We start from the raw sequence: 20,687 nt of genomic DNA on the forward strand, positions 1-20,687 counted from the left end.
TCTGCAGGCCCCGGCGATCTCGTGATGAACTTCCAGTCCCGGCGCTCCCTCCCCAACATCGTTGGCAAGGCCGACCTGTTTGGCCGCACCACCGATGCCGGGCACACGACAGTCCGCTATCTCGGCACACACGGTGGTCAGGCAGTGTTCGAACGGTCGGACGTAACAGTCGAGAGCAATGCCACCACGATGAGCGAGACGCCACTCATTCTGCCGAACACCACCAATACCAGCGTGAACGGCACGATCGGCGGAACTCCTGTCTCGGCGACCGCGACGTCGACCTCCTTCCAATACATTCCACCGCGTGGCTCATCCCAATACGCAACTGCGGCGCGGCCGATCCAGATCGCGCTCGGGAAGGGTCAAAGCGTGACGGTCGAAGGTAGAACGCTGCGAGTTATCCACGTGTCGCCCACCTCTGTCGACTATCGGATCGAGTAACAGTCGGCGTAGCGCGTAGCGCGTATTCGCTGTCGATCCTTTACGAGGGACAAATGGGTCCCGTTGCCTATTGTACTATTGCTGCTGGCAAGGGGGAGGGTCGGGGCGCGCGCCCGGAGAAATGACGCACATACGAAAATGCGGCGATCGAGAGACGACCGCCGCATCGGGGAGGCGCAGCTGTGTGGTGGCGGCGGCTTATTCCGGCTCGATGGCGACGTGATGGACCGACTCGCACTCGCCGAACTCTTCCAGCGCCCACTCAACCTCGGTCGGGTCGAGCTCCATGACTTCCGCAGCGGCTTCTAGCGGCATCCATTCCTCATTGCCGGTCCGCTTGTCCCTGATCAGGATGTGCATCGATCTCTCCCTACTGTCCAACAGGACAGTAAAACACGGCGAGAGCGTAGGCACAATTATATGAGCGATATCAGCATGTTAGAGACGGCTGCCATGTGGCAGGCCTGCACCGCAGCCGTGCGCCACCAGCGGCGGTGCGGGCCGGCTGGCCGGCTGCCGTACCCACAGCGCTGAGCGTACGGTCCCCGTGGCGCGGCGTGGCCGGTGGGCTGCATAGGCCTAGCCGCTGTAGGCGCGGTCGAGCGCGGCGATCGCTGCACTGCCGTCGCGAACGGCCTGGGTGTAGTGGCCGAGCGTCACTGTCGGGTTCGCATGGCCAGCGATCTGCGCCACAAGGCCGATCTCGATGCCCTGCGCCTGCAGGGTCGAGATGAACGAATGCCGCGCAGAGTGTGGCGTTACATAGGGCAGGCCGAGCGCCTTGAAGACCGGGGCCCAGTAACGCTTGCGGAAGTTTTGATAGAGCAGCGGACCGCCACCGCCGATCCGTGGCTTCGGCCATTCCTGTAGCCGGCCTGGGCCGGGGAAGACTCGGTGCAGTTCCTTACCTGCCCTTGGACAGCGAACCCGCCATGCCAGCAGCATCTCGCGTAGCACGGCGCTCATCGGGATCTCGCGGGTGCCAGCCTCGGTCTTGGTCATCTCGGTCAGCGAGCCATCGCGCTCCTGAATACGCCGGATGCGGATCACGTTCTTATCGAAATCCACTTCGGACCACAGCAGGCCCAACTGCTCGGAAGGGCGAGTGCCGGCGAGAAAAGCGAAGGCATAATAGATACCTTGCTCCAGATCGTTCTTGGCGGCTGCGATGAGCTTGGCGATATGCTCGGTGGTCAGGATTGCCTTCTTGAGCTTGTGGCGCGCCCGCGCCAGCCCGGTCGGCATCGACGGCGCGCGAATGGAAAAGTCTTCCTCAGCCAGTGCCAGGATCGATTTGAGGTGCGACTTGGCCCGATTGGCGGTGTAGCTGCCGCACTGCTCCGTGACGGTCTTGTGCCAGACGCGAATCATGGCAGTTGTCAGCTCCGACAGCTTGATATCCCCGAGCAATTTGATGAAGCGGGCGTTCTTGGGTGGAGTGCCGGTCTCGGTGAAGTCGGCGCGTTCCTGTTGAGTGCCGATCAACAACGGCCCCCGGAGTGCACCATACACCACCACCTTGTAGCCCATCAGCGTCGATGACTTGACGTTGCCTTCCTTGGTCTCAAGCCAGTGCTCGATGGCCTGCGCAACGGTTGGGGCCTTGCGCTCATCCATGTAGCTGCCTTCTGCGACCTTCAGCAGTAACGAGTTCCGGAACGCCTCGGCGTCCTTCTTGCGGTTAAACGCGCGGCGGCGGCGCTTCTGTGTCAGGGGCTCGCGATACTCACAGTAATATTGCGGATAAAGTGCGACCTTACCGCCGCGCAGCTTGCGGCGACGCGTTGCGGTCGTGATGGAAACGTTGAAGTCAGTCATGGCGTTGCTCGTCCAAAAGGAAAAAAAGCGGGAACGAAAACACGCGTCAGTAACCGGCACAAGTAATCGCCGGAGCAGCCATCGAGGCCGTGAAACGGCCCGAACTGTAACCAGACACGTAACCTCGGCATGTTGGGAAAGGTCGAAGCCGCGAGACGACGCGGCCCCGGATATCTCGGATTCTTCGGCCACCGAGGTTGAAATCGCGGTCGCGAAAGCGGTGGCAGCTGCGGCCCCAACGACGAGGCGATGTTCCGGCTGCCCGCACAGCGTAGCGGCCCCGCCGCCAGCCCGCGCGCTCGCAGCAGAGGAATTCAGCGTGCGCGGCTCCCGGGTGGCGGTGGCGGCGGTGGCACCCATGGGCGGCCGGTGGGCGCGCTGAGTGGCGGCCCAGCACGGCCGCCTGGGCGCACTGCTGCACACCGGGAGTTCATACAGCACGTGCCACCGCCGCCACTGCCACCTCCTAGAAGTTTTGAACAGCGTTAATCGGGGAGTTGTCATCGACGTGTCCATCAGGCTTGGGGCGGTGGAACCCTCGTAGAGTTTTGCCGGCTACCTTGAACTTGCCTGGCTCCCAGCCGAGTTGGCGCATCAACGCCGTTAGCCGCTTGCCGTGGCCGTTGTGCTGCCGCTCGATGGGGATTCCCAGCAACTCGCCCAGCAGTTCGGCTGTGAAAGCTCGCGCCTCGTCGCCTGCTGCCCTGCCTCGGACAGTGGCGAGTTTCTCCTGCCACGGGTCGTCTTCAAGTCGCTCCTCTTGCTCGGCGGCAGCGATCGCCCAAAGCCCTTGTGGCAGGACGATACTCTCGTTTTGTGCCTCAAGGCGCGCGGCCTCGGCCCAGAGCTGGTCTCGGTCGCGCCGAAGCGCCTCTAGATCGATTACGCCGGTCCTGACAGGGAGGAAGCGGCGATTGCCAGTACGGTCCTTCAGGTATTTGTGTTCATTGGTGGTACCGACAAAGATAGTCTGCCTGCCTCGTGCCTCCGAGAAGCGGCCATAGGACATGCGAGCACGATCAACGTCGCGGGATGCGAACGCCTTCATCCGCTCCACCTCGCCCCTGTTGAGCCCGGACATTTCGCTGAGCTCGTAAATCCAGACGCCCTCCATCGCTTCCATCTGTGCTTTTGTGTCGAGCACCAAAAGTTCGTTGTCAGAGTGGTTGTTAGGGCCGGCTAGGATTCGCAGCGCGGTCGATTTACCTGTTCCCTGCTTGCCTTCGAGGATCACGATGGTGTCGAACTTTGCGCCGGGCTCCCGCACGCGCCTCACCGCCGCGATGAGCATGATCCGACCAATCGCACGATTGAGCGGTGTGTCATCGGCCCTCATGTAGGTGGTCAGCCATCCGTCGATACGGGGAACGCCATCCCAAGTGAGCGCATCAAGCATTTGTCGGATCGGGTGGAAGGTGTGTTCCAGACAAAGCTGCGTCACCGCATCGCGCACGTTCTCAGCTTTGGGGTCGAACCCGAACGACTCGATGATAGCGGCGCGCAACATTGCACAGGCATCATCACTGATCTCCCCCTGCTGCTCTTCAAGCAAGGTGCCGTTGACGACCTTTCGATGCCGGAACAAATCGTGGGAGAAGCTGAGCTCAAGCTTCTGGAGTGCGACAGCAGTATTCCGCATCGTTATCCTCAGGCCGCCGTTCCTATCGTAGTCGGGCCAGCCATCCGACACTGCGGCCAAAGCGGACCGCGCCTGTCGTTGTGCGTAATGAACAGGCCTTTTCTTCTCCAGTACCGAGCGCGAGATGCCAAAGGCCTTATTGATGAGCACGCCCGCAATGATTCCTACCGGACAGCCTGCGCGAGCCAGATCGCAGGCGACGCGGTACACCGCCTCGCTGCGGGAGCGAAAGCGCGGAGTGGCACCGTCGCGCGGACGCTCAGGATCGTCGCCCAGTTCGATGAGTGTCCGTGTAACCGGCAGCACCGACAATGGAAGCTCGTCCAAGCCCACCAGCACCACGGGCAGGTCTTGAGCAACCGCACCGTCCGGCCCTGTTGTCGTCGGCTCGTCGCTCTGCGCGAATTCGTCTAGTGAATAGCGAAGTGACCAGTCTGCCTTCACGACCCGAGCAAGTGTCGGCTTGCGTCCCGCCCGCTTCTTCTTCGCATTAGGGATGTTCACCGTTCCCGGCAGGCGCAGGATGCGGTCGATGTTGTGGCAGTTGTCGCCGCCGAGGGTTTTTGCGATTGCCATATTGCTGGCTTCGACGCGCAACAGATCGCCGGTCGGCTGCGCGAGATTCCAGTAAGGGTGGTACCCGCCACCGGAGAACACGACGACGCTCGGGGGCGGTGTGAACTTGAGAACACGCTCCTCCGCGTTCGTATCGTCTATGTCGGAATGCAAACGCAGCGCGGTCGCCACATCGTCCTTAGCAGCTTTCTTGTTTGTAATTCCGGGTCGTAAAGCATTGACGTGGAAATAGAGATTGCTCAGGCCTTGCCGTGCGTCGATCCACGCGCGCATCTTGTCGATTTCGTCCGGAGAAAAGGTACGAGCCGTGACGCGTCCCTTCGGATCGATGGCGACGAGGTGACGAGGCAAGCCGGAGAACATGTGCTCGAGGAATTCAAGCGCTTCATCGGTGTTGCCTTTGGGAATAGGGTGATCTTTGGACATCGTGTGCCTTTGATTTTGAACAAGCCGATCCCGTTCCGTGCCAAGGCCCGGCGGGACGTCTTAGGTTGTCGGGAGAAGGCGCGCGGCTCGGGTTCGAGCCGCGCAAGGCTCTGTCAGGTCCTTTGTAGATCGACCATCACACGCCTCCGCGCCGCACAATCACGATGATCGACGGTCCGTTCGGGCCGGTCTTTACCCTGAACGTCACCCTCGATACGTTCGCCGCGACCGGGATGATATGGTCCCCGGTTTGCAACGGCGCATGATAGTATTCCGGCGGCGTCAGCCACTCGATGGGATCGTCGTAGTTCGGGAATGAATGGGGCTTGCGCATCATTCGACCCCTCCCTGACGGGATGCCTCGATAAAGGCGACAACCTCGGACAGCTTGACCAGCTTCCGCGAGTTGAACGGGGTATAGGCTGGTACCACTCCAGAGCTTATCGCTCGACGCAGTGCCCACGTATGGACGCCCAACGCTTTCGCTGCTGTCTGGACATTGATCAGCTTTTCCGGCGCTGAAGGACCGCTACAGGGTGAATTCTCCATAACACTCTCCGATCAGCGGAGAGCACAGAGCAACAAAAGAGCGCTGCTCCGTGCATCTCCGCCCTGTTTCCATTCAGGGTTAAAATGCGACCGGCGGCGCTCTGCAGAACTTTTAAACCTAGCTTGCGCATTGGTTGTTATGTCTGAAGCACTGCGTCATGAAGGCGGCGTTTACCGCGCGTCAGCACACATCATCAGTTGCAAGCTGACTGTGCCACGAATCGGCGGCCTGTGCAACGCGCTGAATTTGTTCACGTTTTGTGGTCGCATGCAGGGAGGGGTCGCGCGCCCGTGTAGCTGCGCCGCAGCTGAAAAACGCGAAATATGCGTAGCGCTAGCACGGCGGGATATGGGGTATGCGTGGGTGGGCTAGACACGTCCCGAAGCTGCCCACACAGAGCCATCTTACCGTTGGGCGCTTCACGCTTAAGGTACCAGTCGTGCCGTCACAGACGGTCTGGGGTGGAAACCGATGTAGGCGTCGTAAATGCGCACTCAGAGGGGAATCCCGCGATGCTATCGCGAGATTCCGTAGCTCGGCGGATCAACAAGGTCGGTTAGCTACATTCGTTCAAGGCGAGGAGGTTGTCCTTCCAAACCCCATCGGCATAGGTCTGAATGAATTTGTTGCCGTTCGTGCTGGTCCTGACACCGACCCAGGCGGTCTTCCCGCCCTCGTTTGTGTAGAACCTATGAGTCCCCTGCTCGATGGACCGCGCAATATTTGGAACGGTGTCCTTCCAGCGCCCACCATTGGCGTTAGGTCCACCCGCATGAGTGATGTGATCGTGGGTACTGCTGCGGTTCGGTTTGTTAATGCAGTCGATTCTATAGTCAGCCATGGCGGCTACCCTTTCATAGATTGAAATGGCCCGTCCGAAGCGTCGGGTCATTGATCTTTAAGGAGGGGCCAGCTAGGGTAATGGTGTTCAAGCATGCCTAGCGGGCTTCGGCCCTGGTATTTGGGATCCGGCTGGTCGGTTTAGGTCAGCCGGTTTTCCATCCATGTTACCTTCGGGGCGAGATACGGACCCCTAGGCGGCAGCTCATCAGGATCGGCCGGAGCGATGCCAGCGAACCGGCAGCCTTCCTTAATCTCAGCGACCCGGCCCTGATTGACGCCGAAGAACGCTGCGATGTCGTGATGACGATCGCCCCGTAGGATCATGCCGCGGATCAACGCCGCGTCGGACTCGGTGAGTGCCTGCCCGCTGGGCTCGGCTCGTGCAGTCATTTGAAACCTCAATCGGTTAGTTGTTGATGCCAGACTCAAGTCTGACATCCTCAAGATGACGCCCAACGCTGAACATGTCAACCGAAATTCTGCCAACCGCGTAACGTAGCCTAATACGTTCTGGCGAGAGGAACCAAAATGCCCTTGACGTAGCATGATACGTCTGATACTTTGCGTACATGAACGGATCCCCTCTCATACCTTCGACGACCCGCCTTGGGGATATCGCCGAAGTGTTCGCTGGCGTCGGCGTATCCCGGGAAGACAGCTTGGAACGGCCTGGCGAGAAGCTGCCCGTTATCGGCGTGCGCCACCTTCAGGATACTGGCGTGGCGCCTACTGCCGAACTCGAACTGGTGGGATTTGCCTCCCCGACGCGTGCGTTGGCTAATGTGGTCAAGATGAATGACGTATTGTTGACCGGGCGTGGCACCGTCTTGAAGGTCGGCCTTGTCGGACCTGAGACGGATGGAGCCATCGCAAGTGGCAACATCATCGTCATACGGCCCGGCGCCGGAGTGGTGGGGGGTGCGCTATTCGCACTCCTTTCAAGCGATGCCTACCGGCCAAAGATTGAAGTGCTACGGCGTGGCGCGACCACGTTGCTGTCATTGTCCGCCAAGGACATCAAGAACCTCGAAGTCAGCTTACCGACCCTCGATGAGCAGCGCCGTATTGCCGCGTTCGCAATCGAAGCGCAGGTCGCTTATCGCACAGCTATCGAGGCCGCCGAAATCCGCCGCTCCCTTGCACGTGCCGTCATGGAGGCACGCCTATTCGTCAATCAAGAAAACCGGGAAGAACGATGCCTAAGCTGACCAAAGACGAACTGTTCAACCATCTCTGGAGATCGGCGGACATCCTGCGTGGCTCCATCGATAGTTCGGACTACAAGATTTACATCTTCGGGTTTCTATTTCTGAAGCGACTTTCTGACCGATTCGAGGAAGAAGTGCGCGAATGCATTAAACAGGGGCTGACGGCCGAGACCGCATACAGCGATCCGGACGAGCATGAATTCTTCGTGCCCGAGCGTGGACGCTGGAGCCAAATCCAGAAGCTGACAACCAGTATCGGCGATCACCTGAACAAAGCCTGCGCGGCGATTGAAGACGCGAACCCGTCCATGCAGGGCGTGCTCATCAATGTCGATTTCAACTCCGAATCGCGTCTGGGTGATGAGAAAAATAAGGAAAAGGTGCTGTCCCTTCTAATCAGGCACTTCTCCTATCTGGACCTGTCCAACACCTCTCTTTCAGAGCCGGATTTGCTCGGCCGTGCTTATGAGAAACTTATTGAGTGGTTCGCTGACGATGCGGGCAAGAAGGGAGGCGAGTTCTACACTCCGCATCCTGTCGTCAAACTCATCGTTGAATTGCTGAACCCACAGCCGGCCATGCGAATCAGCGACCCGACTTGCGGCTCGGGTGGCATGCTGATCGAAAGCGCCAGGCACGTGGCTGATATTGAAGGCAAGCGCCTCGGGCAGCCGATCAATGTGACGCTGCATGGCCAGGAAAAGAACCTCGGCACTTGGGCCATCGCCAAAATGAACCTGTTGCTGCACGGGCTGCGTGACGCACGGATTGAGAAAGGCGATACGATCCGAAATCCGCGCCTTCTCGACGGAGACGGCAATCTGCTCGTCTATGATCGCGTCATTGCCAATCCGCCCTTCTCACTAGATAGTTGGGGCGCGGACGACGTGTCGAGCGATGTGGAGAAACAGGGGCATAACCGCTTCATCTATGGCGTCCCACCCAAGAACATGGGTGATTTGGCCTTTGTTCAGCACATGGTCGCGACCCTGAACACGAACGGCGTATGCGGCGTAGTCATGCCCCATGGTGTGCTGTTTCGCGGTGCGGGCGACGGGCGCATCCGCGAGGGCATGCTGAAGGCCGATCTTTTCGAGGCGATCATTGGTTTGCCGGAGAACTTGTTCGCCGGAACCGGCATCCCCGCAACAGTGCTAATCCTCAACAAAGCGAAGTTGCCGGAACGCAAAGGCAAGGTCCTCTTCATCCATGCCGCTAAGGAACTTGTAGAGCGGCCGAAGAAGAACGTGCTTGGTGACGGTAACATCAGGCGCATCGTCGACGCCTTCCGCGCCTGGAAGGAAGAGGATCGCTTCAGCCGCGTCGTCGAATTGAAAGAAATCGCCGAGAACGACTTCAACCTAAACATCTCCCGGTATATCGACACGCTCGAGCCAGAAGCACCGATCGACGTGAAACGCGAGCTTGAAAAGCTCAGGAAGGCCGAACTGGCGCGGGATGGAGCAGTTGCGCGCATGAATGCCCTTCTTGAGGAGATGGGCTATGTCGAGTGAATTGCCAAAGGGGTGGCAGTCAGTCCGAATTGGCAGTTTTGCCCGAGAACTATCCGAACGAAATCACAGCGGCGGAAGCATGCCTGTTATGAGCATGACGAAGCATCGAGGATTCGTTCGCGCTGCTGAATATTTCTCAAAATCGGTTCATAGTGAGAACACCGAAAATTACAAGGTCGTTCGAAAGGGACAGTTTGCCTATGCCACTATCCATTTGGACGAGGGTTCCATTGATTTTTTACGGCGCTACGATGCTGGTTTAATCAGTCCAATGTATACCGTCTTCGAATTGACTTCGGAAGCAGTGGATAACGATTTCATTTTTCGAAGCTTGAAACGCCTTGCGTTAACTGGACGCTTTGATCCTTACAGCAATGGTGGGGTCAATCGTAGGAAGTCTATCTCCTTCCACGATCTTAGGGCTTTCAGGTTCTCTCTCCCTCCGCTTCCCGAACAGAGAGCGATCACTGACATCTTGGATGCGGTGGAGACCGCCATCGACCGGACAGTAGCGTTGATCGCAGCCGTCTCTGATACCAAACGCGCGACGATGCGTGACCTGCTAACGCGCGGCGTTCGCCGCTCAAACGTGCCGCTCAAGAAATTGCCGGCAAGATGGGTTCTCGGGCGCATTGCTGAGGGTGTGACGCATATTCCCGCCGACTGGGACCTAGCGGTCCTCTCTCAGGTCGCCAAACTTGAAAGCGGGCATACGCCAAGTCGCGATAAGCCCGGTTATTGGGGCGGTAACATTCCGTGGATTTCTCTGGCCGATACCGACGCTTTGGATGCCCTGACGATCGGAACGACGGTGGAGTGCGTGACACCAGATGGCATCGCCAAATCGTCTGCTCGCGTGCTGCCAGCGGGAACAGTCGTTTTTTCGCGAACGGCGACCGTGGGCAAGGCAAGCCGTATGGTGCGCGAGATGGCGACTAGCCAAGACTTTGCAAACTGGATTTGCGGCCCAAAACTTTTGCCCGCCTATCTTGTGCAAATATTCCGCCATATGGGCCGTGAATGGGAGCGGCTTCAGGAAGGCAGCACACACCAGACGATCTACATGCCCGTGTTTAAGAAGCTGCAAATTCTGCTTCCGCCGGTGGCCGAGCAAGAAAACATTGCAGCAGTTGGTGAGGCGTTCGACATGCGTATTGAAAATGAAAGGGCCGCGTTGGCAGCATTGAAGAACTGTCGCAACGCGCTCGCACAAGAACTTCTCTCAGGTCGCCATCGCCTTCCCGAATGCATGATTGCGCATCATGCTAATACGTCCGGCAAAGCTGCATGAGTACTGCCAATGAGGCACTGGAACGCGATTGGGTGGAGGATCCCGCCGCCGATTTGTTGCGGGTTCTGTTCGACTACAGGTCGCTAAGCGTATCGGACGTTTGGGCTTTGCGGGAAGGCATCGCAAGTGAGCCAGTGCTTACCGTTCGTCTTCGCGAGTGCCTGAAGCGTCTAAACCCGTGGCTTGGAGAAGATGGCGTGCGTCGCGCCGTCAATGCCGTGACCCGCATCGTCGCAACGGACCTGATGGAGGCGAGCGAGGCGGCGCACACGGCTCTGTCCTATGGTGTCACCGCCCCGCACACGGAAGCCGGGCGGCGGCAGGATCGCACAGTGCGTTTTTTTAGTTTCGACAATCCTCTGGCCAACATATTCGAGTTCGCGCGGCAGATCGCAATCAAGGGACCGCGACAGGAAATAGTTCCGGACATCATCGTCTATGTGAACGGCCTTCCTCTTGCGGTTATCGAATGCAAACCGCCATCGCTCGCCGATCCGATCGGTGAAGGCATGCGGCAGATCCGTCGCTATGAAGGCCGCGATGAATTTGCTGGTCTTGGCGCCCCACGTCTTTTCGAGACAACACAAATCTCCATCGCGCTTGGGCGGGACGTTGCCAAGTACGGGACGACACTGACGCCCGTTCGTCAATGGGCAGAATGGAAGGATCCGTACCCGCTTACTCTTGATCAGTTGATGTCCCAGCTTGGTCGCACACCGACAGGGCAGGACATCCTGCTCGCCGGGTTGCTCGCGCCTGCGAACCTCCTGGATCTCATCCGCAACTTCGTTACGTTCGAGACAATCGACGGGCGACGAGTAAAAAAGCTTGCGCGGTATCAGCAATTCGTGGCCGTCGGCAAAGCGATCGATCGCATCCGTAGCGCGTCCACCCCTCAGCGGCGAGGTGGGGTGATCCACCACACGCAAGGTTCCGGAAAGTCGCTGACTATGGTGTTTTTGGCGACGAAGTTGCGCCGGCTAACTGAGGCAGAAAATCCGACACTTGTCGTCGTCACCGATCGCACAGACTTGGACGACCAGATCACGGCACAGTTCAAGCGCTCAGGTTTTCCGAACCCGATTCAGGCCGAAAGCGGGCAAGCATTGCGGCAGACCCTCTCCGCTGGCGTAGGCACGACCGTGCTGACGACGGTTCACAAATTCCACAGTGCCGTACCGAAGCGCTCGTCTGTCATCTCTGATGCTCAGAATGTTTTCGTAATGGTGGACGAGGCGCACCGCACCCAATACGGCGCGCTCGCGGCCCGCATGCGAGCCGGGCTGCCCAATGCATGTATGCTCGCTTTTACCGGCACGCCCATCGACAAGAAGGACCGCAGCACCCGCGAGGTGTTCGGCGACTACGTGCACCGGTACCTGATTGATCAGGCGGTCAAAGACGGCACCACGGTGCCTATCTTTTACGAAATGAGAGACGCGCGGCTACGTATTGAGGGCCAAGGGATCGAGGCTGATCTACGGAGCGTCTTTCCAGGCTTGTCTGCCGCAGAAATTGAGAAGCTGAAGCGCGGCTCAAACTGGAAGGAAAAGATTGCCGGGTCGCCTATTCGGGTTGAGGCCATCGCGAAAGACATCCTTGAGCATTTTCGCACAACGATCGAGCCGAATGGGTTCAAAGCGCAGATCGTAGCGGTGAACCGTGAAGTGGCTGTGAGCTATGTCGAGACGTTGCGCGGACTTGGCGCACCGGAATGTGCGCTCATCATGTCAGCCTCGAACAATGATAGCGCCCGGCTGCAAGCTCATCATCTCTCGAAAAGAGAGCGCGACAATCGCATTGCACGGTTCAAGCGCAAGGACGATCCGCTCAAGATGTTGGTCGTCTGCGACATGCTATTGACCGGCTTCGACGCGCCTGTTGAGCAAGTGCTTTATCTTGATGCGCCGCTGAAAGAGCACACGCTTTTGCAGGCAATCGCCCGCGTGAACCGGACCGCAGATGGCAAGAGCTATGGCCTCGTAGTGGACTATTGGGGCGACAACCGGCGCATTTCGGATGCGTTGGACATGTTCTCGGAAGAAGATGGCGTGGGCAACGCACTCAGACCTCGATCCGAGAAGGTACAACTGCTCGAAAGTCGCCACCGCGCGGCGGTCCGGCTGTTCGAGGGTGTCGATCGCACTGACGAGCGAGCGTGTCTAGACCTGCTGAAGCCTGACGATACTCTCGCAAAATTTGAACTCGACTTTCTGCGGTTTGCCGAGGCAATGGACATGGTCCTGCCAGACCCGAAGGGCTTAGAAGAACCCTACGTGTCAGACCTGAAATGGCTGTCTCGACTTCGTGTCACCGCGCGTCGCGAACATTACTGGGAGCCCTTCGACCCAAAGGACTATGGCGCTAAGGTAGGAGACATTATCACCCGGCATCTTGCGGTGGAGGGCGTGGAACTTCTCCTCACGAAGCGGGACATTCTTGACCCGTCATTCAAGCAGTTCCTCGCGAGCTTAACTTCGGCCGAAGCCAGAGCCGCAGAAATCGAGCATGCTATCCGTCAGGAGATCCACGTGCACCGCGACGAAAATCCGGCGGCCTACGCTTCGTTGTGGGAACAGTTGGAGAGGATCGTCAACAAACGCCGCGAGGATCGCGTCGCTGCCGCTAGCGCGCTGGAAAGGTTAGGCGAGCTTGAGGCGCTGGCCGCGCAAGTTCCCAACGCCCGAGCTGGTAAGAGCGAAGGCAGCTCAGGGCTTGCCGGTACGGCAGGACGCATTCTGCCCTTTGTTACCGAGGCTTTACAGCCTGAGGATCGGGCAGCGACGGCGTCCGACATCGCGTCCACACTTGAGGGCTACGCATCTTTCGTCGACTGGCAGTACAAGGAAGACGTGCAGCGACAAATGCGGCGCGCCATCAAAGAGCGCCTTCGGTCAGCCGGCATTGATCCCGCCGTGATCGAGGCCGCGACAGCAAGCATGATGGATGTGGCACGGAAGAGCCTAGTTAGATGACGGCAGCGCATGAATTCAACTTCGGCGGTGAATTGGTGCAGTTCGCTATCGAACGCACCTCGCGGCGTAAGACGGTTGCCATCTCCGTAGGCTTTGATGGGGTGAGGGTGCTCGCTCCGTCTGACTTGGATGACGCGCGCGTGATTGAAATCGTGCGTAAGAAAGGGCCTTGGGTCCTACGCAAGCAAGCGGGTTATCGCGAACTCGGCGGCGTTCCGATAGACCGGGAATTCGTCAGTGGCGAAACATACCACTATCTCGGCCGCCCTTTTCGCCTGCGCATTGTGCATGATGCAGACGCCATCGTATCGCGGATTGTGGCACGCGGGTCGACGTTAATAGCGCCGGTCCTGCCAGACATGCAGGCCGCCATACAGCGCTCCGCTGTTCGAAGCGCGCTGAGGCACTGGTACCGCGATAAAGCGAAGAAGCATTTCCCTGAGCGCGTGCGCCTCGTGGCCGAAGCTTTGGGAATCAGTCGACCACCGATCCACATAGTGGACCAATCCAAGCGGTGGGGGAGCTGTGACGCGCGAGGACATATCCGCCTGAATTGGCGGTTGGTCATGGCACCAGTACCGCTCATCGACTACGTCATTGCGCACGAAACCTGCCACATCCTTGAACACAACCATTCTCGGCGCTTCTGGCGAGCGCTCGAAACGATTATGCCGGACTTCGAAGAGCGGTTGAGAAGGCTCGACAGGCTAGGACACAAGTTCATCTGGTAGTGTCGGCTACGCGGCGGCGAACAGAGCCGACAGGCCCGAATCTGAAAGCCACGCAACCCAACGGTGGAGAAACGCTCGATAGTCCGATTGTTTGATTCGAAGTAAATTGACGCCGACTAACTCACCAGACTCGCGATCATATCTCCCACTACCAAAGAGCAGCATCGCAACAGGGCTGCCATAAGAACTCCTTCCGTACACATCCAGATAAGCTATTCCGCCGTGCGCTAACGCATTGCGTAGAATTCCGCACCATTGCGAGGTAGACATTTTACTTGCCGCCGATGCAGCTTCATCGCTTTCGAGTTGATCTACAATCTCGTCCGGAAGCGCATTCGCCAGGTTTGGGAGGGGTGATCGGGAGGTTGTGACAAATCGCCATTCACCCTCTCTGTAAAAACGGGCCCTGCTGAAGGCCTGTCCGCCCAATTCCCTATCGACGGCTGCAGATATCTCGGCGTCTATGTGGCGGTCGTCCGCATACGCCCCCGCCTCGTTGCTTCTGCGGCGCTCAATGCGCTCAATCGGAAGATTGATGATCGGCATAGACATGGAAATCAGAAACGTTGTTGAAAGTGGCCCCAAGTGAGGAGCGTCCAGCTGGCGAGTTCGCTCCACTTCTGGCCATAACTGCTCGATCAGCTGCAAGCACCGTTGTGGTATTTCCACGCTGTAGTGAATTGGGGTTCCCATCTGCAACCTGCCGGAGTTTGTGCAACATGTCCAAAAGCATAAACCGTCTAAGGTCACCGCGCGGTTACCGTCTCTGGCGTGCACTGAAATTCACCTGAGTCCATCGGAGTTGTTCCGAGTTGAAAATGGAATGAGCAGGGATCGCGTTCTGGCGCGCATTGGGAGGGTATCGAGCATACTACCGTGAACCCCTTGGACGGCGTAATTTCTCGCTTGCCAAGGTTGGGGTCGAGCGTTCGAATCGCTTCACCCGCTCCAGTTTCCTCCCAGGGAATCAAGCATCGAAAAGCCGCGGTCCGCCGCGGCTTTTTCGCTTTCCGGGCGGTGCTTCAGGGTGATCCCAGCTCTGTCGGTCACATAAAATTACAGCTCGGAACGCTCGCGGCTCCGGCTCGTTAGGCCTGCATCCCGTCCAATCCATGGAGACAATGATGCAGAATATTTCCGGCAAGCGCGTCGCTGTCCTTGCGACCAATGGTTTCGAACAGTCCGAATTGGAAGTGCCGCTGAAGAAGCTGCGCGAAGCGGGCGCGGAGGTCGATGTCGTGTCGCTCGAAAGCGGCAACATCAAAGGTTGGGACCACAAGGACTGGGGCCGCGAGGTTCCCGTGGACAAGACCCTCGATCAGGCGCGCGCGGATGACTACGACGCGATCGTCCTGCCCGGCGGCGTGATCAATCCCGACCTCCTGCGGGTCGAAACGAAGGCGCTGGAGTTCATCAAGGCGTTCTGGGCGGCCAAGAAGGTCGTCGGCGCCATCTGCCACGCGCCTTGGCTGCTGGCGGAAACCGGTATCGCCAGGGGACGCCGGCTTACGTCCTATAAATCCATCAAGACCGACGTGATCAATGCGGGCGGCCTTTGGGAAGACACTGAAGTCGTCGCCGATCAGGGCCTTGTCACAAGTCGCAACCCCGGCGATCTCGACGCTTTCTGCGACAAGCTCGCCGAGGAGATCAGAGAGGGCCTGCACGAGGACAGAGCCGCGGCATAGATCGATGCACCTCGCCCACAATGTGTCCTCGGCAACGACATACGACAGCACTCAAGCTCGTCGCGCGAATTGGTTTGGGCCCGGCGCGCTTAAGGCGGTGGCTTGAGGTTGGCGGAGGCGCCATGCTCCGAGTTGCAAGGCCACAGGCCGGACTTCAGTGCTTGGGGTCCGTAGTGTGATTGGCGGCGTCCGCACCGGCCTGTTTTCGCCCTGCGGTCAACTTGCCTGATTCGAACTCTTCAACTGCCTTGTCCCAACAAGCTTTCTCACGATCGGGCATCAGTCCTTCGCGTTCCCAGAGCTCGCGGGCCCGCTTCGCGATATGCGCTATGCGTTCTTCCTGGCTGATCACCATAGCTGCATTCCTTCCGGATTTTAAAAGGAGGCAACAGGACAGTGCTGAAAATGTTCCACCACGGGTCGACTGGAAATGCCCGAGCCAGGCAATTCCAGGAAAGTTTGAAGCGGTTTCCGTTCGCAATGGCGTCGAAACAAAGAGTTAGGATCGCGATTCAGTCTCGCAGGCCCCTCAGCCGCCCTTTCCGCCGTCCGCCTTGCGCAGCGACGCCTGGTGGACCAGCGATGTCCAGCTGTTGGTCGAGGCAAGGTGGCAATAGACCAGGACGAGCGCGCCTGATTTTCTCAGGTCGAGAAAGGCCTGGTCGCTCAATTTGTTGAAGGCCTCCTCGTCGATCACCTGGAAATCGGTGAGGTTGAGCACTTCACCGCCTTCCAGCGTCACCTTGCTCTGGCGCGGCGAAAACAGCCCGTGCGCGTCGATCTTCTCGACCATCTCGCGGGTGGCTCTGAAGTCGATCTGGAACTGATTGCAGAAGGCGAGCGCCTGCTTGGTTGCCTCGGCCGGCTCGGCGCCGTTGAAGAATGGCGCGATCTTGTCTTCGCGCGGTGGCGCGACGGACTGGTCGACGACACGCTCGCTTGCCCGGTCGACGCACAGCGTCAGCCGGCCTGATGCGGTCGGGTCCTCGGCAAGGATGAAAGGATAGCGGCGCACATAGGCGGGGATATAGTGCGGTGCCGTCCACCGGCCGTCGGCGTCGACGAACAGGTTCTCGCCCTGGCGCACGCCGGTGATGATCACCGGCGCCTTGCCGGTGCCGATGAAGACGATCGGATAGGAGCGCATCGCCGCCGGCATTTCCGACGCCACCACCGGAATGGCATGCGCCGAGCGCGCGAAGGAAAAGTCGCTGCGCGCGGTGAGGCCGAGAAAACCGTGCCGCGCCGGGTTGAGCGCCTCGGGCCTCGAATAAAACAGCGGCATTGAAGCATCCGCCGGCGCCGCTGCCGTTCTCGCACCGCTGTCAGCCATCGTTCGGCCCCTCTTCTGCCGCGACCCGGTTGCGCCGGCCCGCTTTATACGCGATCCCGCCGGGATCTGTTTTTCTGCGCCGATCTTCGGTCGGCAAGAGATCGTGCGCAGGATTAAAGTAAAGGCTCTACCGCGTTCCTCGCCACGACAAAAGCAGGCATGGCCGGATGATGCGGATTTACGCCGGGTTTGCACCGCGTTGTGCGGCAAAGCCCGCCTTGCGGCTATGGACAGCTTGCGGCGAAGCGGCGACATTGCCGCCATTCCGGGAACCAGGGGACTGGGCGTTGAACGCTCCAGGCAGTCGAGGCGCATGGCATGACGAAATCGGATTTCGAACAAGCGGTCGGCACGGCCTTCACCACCACGATTGCCCTGGAATTGACCGATGTCCGCGCCATCCCTGCCAGCCCGCGCCCCGGCGGCGGATTCTCGCTGCTGTTTCGGCGGCCGCGCGACGTGGCGCTGCCGCAGGCGACCTATAGTCTTGCCGGCAAGGGCGGTGCCCATGACATCTTCATCGTGCCGGTCGCGGCCGACGCGGCGGGGCGGCTTTACGAGGCGGTTTTCAACTAGTCTTGTAGTCTTGCGAGGCTGGTGCCGGTCCCCCACCGAACCTGCGGTCCGAACTCGCCACAAAGGGGAGGTCGGAGCCAGGCCCTCCAGAATACCTCCTCTTGCGGCAACCCACCCGCAACCATTCGCCAAATTGCGCGCCGCCGCGCAACATCGACAAGAAATTTCGCCGACATATCTTCATCTTGGTGCGCGGGAGGCTCGATCGGCCGGCATGGCCGGCCCGATGCGCGAAAGGCTTGCCCGGCGAATTCGCACTGGTCTGGCCGCGCGGATGTGCAAATATCGGCGCCAGGCAACATTGGAGGACAAAGGTCATGGCCGATGCTGGAATGTTGCGGTTTCACGTTCCGGAGCCGGAAGTGCGGCCGGGCGGCATGCCTGACTTTTCCAATGTGCCCATCCCCAAGGCCGGCTCGGTGCCGCGCCCGGAAATCGATGTCGATCCGCGCACCATCCGCGACATGGCCTTCTCGATCATCCGGGTGTTGAACCGCAACGGCGAAGCCGTCGGGCCATGGGCCGGGCTGCTCACCGACGAAGAACTGCTGACCGGTCTGCGCCACATGATGACGCTGAGGACCTTCGATGCCCGCATGCAGATGGCGCAGCGCCAGGGCAAGACCTCCTTTTACATGCAGCATCTCGGTGAAGAGGCGGTGAGCTGCGCATTCCGCAAGGCGCTGGCGCCGGGCGACATGAATTTTCCGACCTATCGGCAGGCCGGCCTGCTCATCGCCGACGGCTATCCGATGGTCACCATGATGAACCAGATCTATTCCAACGAGGCCGATCCGCTGAAGGGGCGGCAGCTGCCGATCATGTATTCTTCGAAGGAACACGGTTTCTTCTCAGTCTCGGGCAATCTGGCAACGCAGTACATCCAGGCGGTCGGCTGGGCGATGGCCTCGGCCATATCGAACGATTCCAGGATCGCCGCCGCCTGGATCGGCGACGGCTCGACGGCGGAATCGGATTTCCATTCGGCCCTGGTCTTCGCCTCCACCTACAAGGCGCCTGTGATTCTGAACGTCGTCAACAACCAATGGGCGATCTCGACCTTCCAGGGCATTGCGCGTGGCGGCTCCGGCACTTTCGCCGCGCGCGGCCTCGGTTTCGGCATCCCGTCGCTGCGCGTCGACGGCAACGACTATCTCGCCGTGCATGCGGTGGCCAAATGGGCGGCCGAGCGCGCGCGCAGCAATCTCGGGCCGACGCTGGTCGAATATGTCACCTACCGCGCCGGCGCGCATTCCAGTTCGGACGATCCGTCCGCCTACCGGCCAAAGACCGAATCCGACGCCTGGCCGCTCGGCGACCCTATCGTGCGGCTGAAGAACCATCTCATCCAGCTTGGTGTCTGGTCGGATGAGCGGCATGCGCAGGCGGAGGCCGAAATCCTCGACACGGTGATCGCGGCGCAGAAGGAAGCCGAAAGCCATGGCACGCTGCATGCCGGCGGCAAGCCATCGACGCGCGACATGTTCGAAGGCCTCTATGCCGAGATGCCGCCGCATCTCAGGCGCCAGCGCCAGCAGGCGGGAGTCTGAGCATGCCGAGACGGACCATGATCGAGGCGATCCGCGACGCCATGGATGTGTCGATGGGACGCGATGAGCGCGTCGTCGTGTTCGGCGAGGATGTCGGCTTCTTCGGCGGCGTCTTCCGCTGCACGCAGGGCCTGCAGGCCAAATACGGCAAGAGCCGCTGTTTCGACGCGCCGATCAACGAATCCGGCATCGTCGGCTCGGCCATCGGCATGGCCGCCTACGGGTTGAAACCTTGCGTGGAAATTCAGTTTGCCGACTACATGTATCCGGCCTACGACCAGCTGACGCAGGAAGCAGCGCGGCTGCGCTACCGCTCCAACGGCGATTTCACCTGCCCGATCGTGGTGCGCATGCCGACCGGTGGCGGCATCTTCGGCGGCCAGACGCACAGCCAAAGTCCGGAAGCGCTGTTCACCCACGTCTCGGGCCTGAAGACGGTGGTGCCGTCCAACCCGCATGACGCCAAGGGGCTGCTGATCGCGGCGATAGAGGATCCCGATCCGGTGATCTTCCTCGAACCGAAACGGCTCTACAACGGCCCCTTCGACGGCCATCACGACCGGCCGGTAACGCCGTGGTCGAAGCATGAGCTCGGCGAGGTCGCCGACGGCCACTACACCGTGCCGCTCGGCAAGGCGGCGATCCGCCGGGCGGGGTCTGCTGTCACCGTGCTCGCCTACGGCACCATGGTCTATGTCGCGCAGGCCGCCGCCGAGGAGACCGGCATCGATGCCGAGATCATCGATCTCAGGACGCTGCTGCCGCTCGACCTCGACACAATCGTGGCCTCGGTGAAGAAGACCGGGCGCTGCGTCGTCGTGCATGAGGCGACGCTGACCTCCGGCTTTGGCGCGGAGCTTTCGGCATTGGTTCAGGAAAACTGTTTCTACCATCTCGAGGCGCCGGTGGCGCGTGTCGCCGGCTGGGACACGCCCTATCCGCATGCGCAGGAATGGGACTATTTTCCGGGACCGGCCCGCGTCGGCCGTGCCCTCCTAGAAACAATGGAAGCGTAGAGCGGGAGGCCTGAGATGGGCGAACACATCATCAAGCTGCCCGATGTCGGCGAGGGCGTGGCCGAGGCCGAATTGGTCGAATGGCATGTCAAGGTTGGCGACATCGTACGCGAGGACACAATGCTCGCCGCCGTCATGACCGACAAGGCGACGGTCGAGATTCCGTCGCCCGTCGATGGCGAAATCCTGTGGCTGGGCGCCGAGATCGGCGACACGGTGGCCATCGGCTCGCCCATCGTGCGGCTGAAGGTGGCGGGCGAGGGGAATGTGAAAGCGGAAGGCGCGAAATCGCCGGAGGTTACGGCGACACCTACCCCCACCCCTAACCGTGCCGGGGCGAGCCACGCGTTTCGCCCGTCCTCCGGACCCCCACAAGGGGGAGGGGAACGCGCCTCGGCTCCCAAGGTCGAAGCAAAGCGCGCGCCACCGTCATCCACGAATCCAAGAAACGATACCGTTGGAGCGGCTGTGACCGAATCCCCCTCCCCCTTGTGGGGAGGGGTTAGGGG

General features: G+C 59.9%; 20 protein-coding genes. 11 read left to right on the forward strand and 9 right to left on the reverse strand.

What is annotated here, in order from left to right; all coding sequences use genetic code 11:
- The first annotated feature begins 24 nt into the window (after positions 1 to 24).
- Positions 25 to 444 (forward strand): hypothetical protein, encoded by a 420-nt coding sequence (locus FJ934_RS14325; protein ID WP_140610259.1) that lies wholly within the window; start codon positions 25 to 27, stop codon positions 442 to 444.
- Positions 445 to 642: 198 nt separating this feature from the next.
- On the opposite strand, the gene FJ934_RS28000 is transcribed toward FJ934_RS14325, so the two are convergent.
- From FJ934_RS28000 to FJ934_RS14350, 6 genes are all read right to left on the reverse strand, one after another.
- On the reverse strand, positions 643 to 804 hold the full coding sequence (locus FJ934_RS28000; protein WP_181165616.1) for a hypothetical protein: 162 nt from the start codon (positions 802 to 804) through the stop codon (positions 643 to 645).
- Positions 805 to 1,023: 219 nt separating this feature from the next.
- Positions 1,024 to 2,262, reverse strand: coding sequence for a site-specific integrase (locus FJ934_RS14330; protein ID WP_181165617.1), 1,239 nt, complete (start codon positions 2,260 to 2,262; stop codon positions 1,024 to 1,026).
- Between the two features lie 466 nt (positions 2,263 to 2,728).
- Positions 2,729 to 4,903 carry a virulence-associated E family protein gene (locus tag FJ934_RS14335; RefSeq protein ID WP_140610261.1) on the reverse strand — a complete coding sequence of 725 codons (2,175 nt, stop codon included), beginning with the start codon at positions 4,901 to 4,903 and terminating at the stop codon, positions 2,729 to 2,731.
- A gap of 136 nt (positions 4,904 to 5,039) precedes the next feature.
- A complete protein-coding gene (locus FJ934_RS14340; protein WP_140610262.1) occupies positions 5,040 to 5,240 on the reverse strand; it encodes a hypothetical protein in 201 nt (66 codons plus the stop codon).
- A 769-nt stretch (positions 5,241 to 6,009) separates the two neighbouring features.
- A complete protein-coding gene (locus FJ934_RS14345) occupies positions 6,010 to 6,294 on the reverse strand; it encodes a DUF3892 domain-containing protein (protein ID WP_140610263.1) in 285 nt (94 codons plus the stop codon).
- A gap of 140 nt (positions 6,295 to 6,434) precedes the next feature.
- The gene (locus FJ934_RS14350) at positions 6,435 to 6,686 is read right to left on the reverse strand and encodes a hypothetical protein (RefSeq protein WP_140610264.1); all 252 of its coding nucleotides are present in this window, start codon (positions 6,684 to 6,686) and stop codon (positions 6,435 to 6,437) included.
- A gap of 179 nt (positions 6,687 to 6,865) precedes the next feature.
- Here FJ934_RS14350 and FJ934_RS14355 point away from each other — a divergent pair, with 179 nt between their 5' ends.
- Genes FJ934_RS14355 through FJ934_RS14375 form a run of 5 tightly spaced genes read left to right on the forward strand, consistent with a single transcriptional unit; the run spans position 6,866 to position 14,015 of the window.
- Positions 6,866 to 7,504, forward strand: coding sequence for a restriction endonuclease subunit S (locus FJ934_RS14355; protein WP_140610265.1), 639 nt, complete (start codon positions 6,866 to 6,868; stop codon positions 7,502 to 7,504).
- Entirely contained in the window at positions 7,492 to 9,018 is a 1,527-nt protein-coding gene (locus FJ934_RS14360; protein ID WP_140610266.1) for a class I SAM-dependent DNA methyltransferase, read from the forward strand. The genes FJ934_RS14355 and FJ934_RS14360 overlap by 13 nt, the downstream gene beginning before the upstream one ends.
- The gene (locus FJ934_RS14365) at positions 9,008 to 10,309 is read left to right on the forward strand and encodes a restriction endonuclease subunit S (RefSeq protein ID WP_348642487.1); all 1,302 of its coding nucleotides are present in this window, start codon (positions 9,008 to 9,010) and stop codon (positions 10,307 to 10,309) included. The genes FJ934_RS14360 and FJ934_RS14365 overlap by 11 nt, the downstream gene beginning before the upstream one ends.
- Positions 10,306 to 13,284 (forward strand): type I restriction endonuclease subunit R, encoded by a 2,979-nt coding sequence (locus FJ934_RS14370; protein ID WP_140610268.1) that lies wholly within the window; start codon positions 10,306 to 10,308, stop codon positions 13,282 to 13,284. The genes FJ934_RS14365 and FJ934_RS14370 overlap by 4 nt, the downstream gene beginning before the upstream one ends.
- A complete protein-coding gene (locus FJ934_RS14375) occupies positions 13,281 to 14,015 on the forward strand; it encodes a SprT family zinc-dependent metalloprotease (RefSeq protein WP_140610269.1) in 735 nt (244 codons plus the stop codon). Before FJ934_RS14370 ends, FJ934_RS14375 begins: the two co-directional genes overlap by 4 nt.
- A gap of 6 nt (positions 14,016 to 14,021) precedes the next feature.
- Here FJ934_RS14375 and FJ934_RS14380 read toward each other — a convergent pair whose 3' ends face one another.
- Complete coding sequence (locus FJ934_RS14380) at positions 14,022 to 14,663, reverse strand: hypothetical protein (protein WP_140610270.1); 642 nt, start codon at positions 14,661 to 14,663, stop codon at positions 14,022 to 14,024.
- A 476-nt stretch (positions 14,664 to 15,139) separates the two neighbouring features.
- Between FJ934_RS14380 and FJ934_RS14385 the strand changes: the two genes are divergently transcribed.
- On the forward strand, positions 15,140 to 15,703 hold the full coding sequence (locus FJ934_RS14385) for a type 1 glutamine amidotransferase domain-containing protein (protein ID WP_140610271.1): 564 nt from the start codon (positions 15,140 to 15,142) through the stop codon (positions 15,701 to 15,703).
- A gap of 154 nt (positions 15,704 to 15,857) precedes the next feature.
- Here the strand turns inward: FJ934_RS14385 and FJ934_RS14390 are convergent, their stop codons facing one another.
- The gene (locus tag FJ934_RS14390) at positions 15,858 to 16,058 is read right to left on the reverse strand and encodes a DUF2934 domain-containing protein (protein ID WP_140610272.1); all 201 of its coding nucleotides are present in this window, start codon (positions 16,056 to 16,058) and stop codon (positions 15,858 to 15,860) included.
- A gap of 174 nt (positions 16,059 to 16,232) precedes the next feature.
- Complete coding sequence (locus tag FJ934_RS14395) at positions 16,233 to 17,036, reverse strand: SapC family protein (RefSeq protein WP_140610273.1); 804 nt, start codon at positions 17,034 to 17,036, stop codon at positions 16,233 to 16,235.
- A 318-nt stretch (positions 17,037 to 17,354) separates the two neighbouring features.
- On the opposite strand from FJ934_RS14395, the gene FJ934_RS14400 reads away from it, so the two are divergent.
- The 4 genes from FJ934_RS14400 to FJ934_RS28390 form a co-directional block, all read left to right on the forward strand.
- Positions 17,355 to 17,612: a hypothetical protein gene (locus FJ934_RS14400; RefSeq protein WP_140610274.1), complete on the forward strand. Its 258-nt coding sequence runs from the start codon at positions 17,355 to 17,357 to the stop codon at positions 17,610 to 17,612.
- A gap of 317 nt (positions 17,613 to 17,929) precedes the next feature.
- Positions 17,930 to 19,162, forward strand: coding sequence for a 3-methyl-2-oxobutanoate dehydrogenase (2-methylpropanoyl-transferring) subunit alpha (locus tag FJ934_RS14405; RefSeq protein WP_140610275.1), 1,233 nt, complete (start codon positions 17,930 to 17,932; stop codon positions 19,160 to 19,162).
- Positions 19,163 to 19,164: 2 nt separating this feature from the next.
- Entirely contained in the window at positions 19,165 to 20,178 is a 1,014-nt protein-coding gene (locus FJ934_RS14410; RefSeq protein WP_140610276.1) for an alpha-ketoacid dehydrogenase subunit beta, read from the forward strand.
- A 15-nt stretch (positions 20,179 to 20,193) separates the two neighbouring features.
- A partial coding sequence (locus FJ934_RS28390) for a biotin/lipoyl-containing protein (RefSeq protein WP_348642488.1) occupies positions 20,194 to 20,687 on the forward strand: 494 nt, incomplete at its 3' end.

The sequence above is a fragment of the Mesorhizobium sp. B2-4-12 genome (assembly GCF_006441575.1).
GTDB lineage: Bacteria > Pseudomonadota > Alphaproteobacteria > Rhizobiales > Rhizobiaceae > Mesorhizobium.